A 2,592-nucleotide genomic window follows, 5' to 3' on the forward strand; every position below is an offset into this window, starting at 1 on the left:
GTGCGAACCCTCCCGTGTCGTCCCCCTCCTCCGGCGGCCAGACGATGATGGTGTGCTGCCCCCCGTCGCTGTCCAGCGTCACCAGTTGGCCGCTGAACGACTTCCGTAGGTTTCTCAGGTCCCCCTCGGTGAAAAGGCCGCGCAGGACCAGCGCGCGGCCGATCGCGTACACCGACAGCGTGCCCTCCGGCATGTCCCAGTCGCCGGTGACAAGCTGCGGCGGCCGGCCTCCGTCGCCCGTCGACCGCGGCGGCCCGAACTGCAGATAGTCGGCGAGTCTGGACGCCTCCCTGCGGGCGTGTTCCAGACCGCTCTCGCGGCGCCTCCCCGTGTCGTCCCCACCCGGATCGTTCCGGCCGTGCCGGTAACCCACTTGTTCCCCCCTGCGTCGGGATCTTCTGAAAACGAACTCCTGTATGCATCCCTCGCCCCGCGAGCGAAACTAGGCGCTTTGCACTAGCGATTTCAAGCGCCCAGATGGTCGAGTTTGCGTCAGCGCTCACCGGGTAATCGCGTTGTTCTTTCCGCCTCTTCACGGCCGTTGCCCTCCGGTCGGGCCGCGTGGCCCGCGCCACCGCCCCGCGACGCACCGGACAACCTGTGCTCTTCCCTCGACGGGCAGCCTTCCCCGACGGTCGCGTGAAGGCTGGCCGAGAGTCACCCTTCGGGGCGCGTGAATATGCCGCCGCCACAGGCCGGTTGACCGCCGATCGCGAGTCCGTCCACGGAGCGGCGTGTTCCGTTTGCGGTCGCGGTTCCGTCGACAGGCCGTCGCCGGGTCAACACGCCCCGAACCACCCGAGGTCGGGAATCGCTCGACATGGCACACCACGCGGGGAAAGATGGCGATCAAGCATTCCGGACCCCACGGAAGGAAACACCGACGATGGCCACCACCCGCACGGCGAAGGCCCACTGGGAAGGCAACCTCCTGGAGGGCAAGGGGACCGTCTCCCTCGCCAGCTCCAACCTCGGCAGCTACGACGTCAGCTGGCCCGCGCGCACCGAGCCGCCGAGCGGCGTGACCAGCCCCGAGGAGCTGATCGCCGCGGCGCACTCCTCCTGCTACTGCATGGCCTTCTCCGGCATCGTCTCCGGCAAGGGGCACACGGTCGAGCAGCTCGACGTCCAGGCCGACGTGACCTTCCAGCCCGGGGAGGGCATCACCGGCATCAGGCTGACGGTGCGCGCGGTCATCCCGGGCATCTCGGAGGACGACTTCCAGGCCGCGGCGGCGGACGCCAAGGCGAACTGCCCGGTGAGCCAGGCGCTGGCCGCGGTGAAGAACATCACCCTCGAGGCCACCCTGGGATAACCCCCGGCCCGTCCCTGGACCGGCACCGCTCTTGCGGGCCCGGCGCGCCGCGGTGGGCGCCGGGCCCGTCATCGGCCGGCGCGTTCGACACGCACCCGCGCACCCGGCGCGAGCCCCCAGCCGGCCATCACCCCGGCCTCCGCCTCCAGCACCCGCCGCGCCCGGAACCGGGGCAGACCCAGCCGCCCCGGTGGCATCGTCCGCACGGCGAGGACCGTGAAGTCCCGGTCCAGATAGGCGACGTCGATCGGGAACCGCATCCGGAAGGTGTGGACCGAGCAGGCCGGCTCCAGCAGCATGGCGCCGACGATCCCGCGGCGGCCGAGCAGTCCTCTGGCACGAGCCCGTGGGGACGCCGCGATCTCCAGCGGGACGCGGGCGTCGCCCGCGACCAGCACCGCCTCGCCGTCCGGCGGCCGCCTCTGCCCGCGCACCCGACCACCTCCCCTCGGGAAATCCCTCCCCCGTCCCGCACCGGATCGAAACATGCTGGTCACACGTGGTAGCGCGGCGACGAGGAGAGAGCGCTCCCTCATGTGACGTCAATCACAAGCACGCGGGTCGCCCCGCTCCGAGAGGGCGGCATCCACCGTGGGGCGGACGGCAGATGACCCGGACGATCTCGGCCGACACCACCCCTTCGAGCGACTTGCCTCATTCGAACGCTCATTCGAAAATCGAGATATGAGGGCCGCACACACCGCCGAGCAGGGCAGACGCATCGAGGCCGGGGCGCACCCCGACGGTCCCGGGCTGCGCTCCCTGCTGCCCGGCGGAGCGGTCCGCCCCGGCATCACCATCAGCACGTGCGGCGATCTGCCGCTGCTCCTCGCGCTGGCCGCCGAGGCCGCCCACGACCTGGGCGGCGTCGGCGCCGCCGAGGAGCGGGGCGGGGCCTGGGCCGTCATAGGCCTCCCCGAGCTGGGCGCGCTCGCCGCCGCCGGTGCGGGGCTCGACCTGGGCGCCGGCATGTGGGTGGACGACCCCGGCCGCCGCTGGGCCGAGGTCACGGCGACGGCCCTGGAGGCGGTGCCCGTGGTGCTGCTCAGGGCGCCGGCACGGGTGGCGCCCCGCACCGGGCGCCGACTGGCCGCCCTGCTTCGCAGAAACGGTTCTGCGCTGGTGGTGGCCGGTTCCTGGCCGGGCGCGGAACTACAACTGCGCGTCACCGGCGCCGACTGGCAGGGCATCGGCGACGGCGACGGGCTGCTGCTCGGCCGACGCGCCCGCGTGGTCCGCGAGGGCCGCGGCGCCGCCGGCGGCGCCGACCGCGCCGC

The 2,592-nt window shown here is 72.6% G+C and carries 4 protein-coding genes; 2 read left to right on the plus strand and 2 right to left on the minus strand.

The window, feature by feature from the left end; genetic code table 11:
- A partial coding sequence (locus GL263_RS24845; protein WP_182857984.1) for a hypothetical protein occupies positions 1-373 on the minus strand: 373 nt, incomplete at its 3' end.
- 513 nt (positions 374-886) lie between these two features.
- On the opposite strand from GL263_RS24845, the gene GL263_RS24850 reads away from it, so the two are divergent.
- Complete coding sequence (locus GL263_RS24850) at positions 887-1,315, plus strand: OsmC family peroxiredoxin (protein ID WP_182857985.1); 429 nt, start codon at positions 887-889, stop codon at positions 1,313-1,315.
- 68 nt (positions 1,316-1,383) lie between these two features.
- Here GL263_RS24850 and GL263_RS24855 read toward each other — a convergent pair whose 3' ends face one another.
- Positions 1,384-1,803 carry a DUF192 domain-containing protein gene (locus GL263_RS24855; RefSeq protein WP_182857987.1) on the minus strand — a complete coding sequence of 140 codons (420 nt, stop codon included), beginning with the start codon at positions 1,801-1,803 and terminating at the stop codon, positions 1,384-1,386.
- Between the two features lie 196 nt (positions 1,804-1,999).
- Between GL263_RS24855 and imuA' the strand changes: the two genes are divergently transcribed.
- On the plus strand, positions 2,000-2,592 hold a 593-nt coding region (gene imuA', locus GL263_RS24860; RefSeq protein WP_182857986.1), incomplete at its 3' end, for a DnaE2-dependent mutagenesis accessory factor ImuA'.

Source organism: Streptomyces durbertensis (genome assembly GCF_014156695.1).
In the GTDB taxonomy this organism is placed as follows: Bacteria; Actinomycetota; Actinomycetes; order Streptomycetales; family Streptomycetaceae; genus Streptomyces; species Streptomyces durbertensis.

Bases quoted from the DNA above. Each gene is read 5' to 3' on its own strand.
- GL263_RS24850 (WP_182857985.1), top strand. From the start codon at position 887: ATGGCCACCACCCGCACGGCGAAGGCCCACTGGGAAGGCAACCTCCTG.
- GL263_RS24855 (WP_182857987.1), bottom strand. From the start codon at position 1,803: ATGTTTCGATCCGGTGCGGGACGGGGGAGGGATTTCCCGAGGGGAGGT.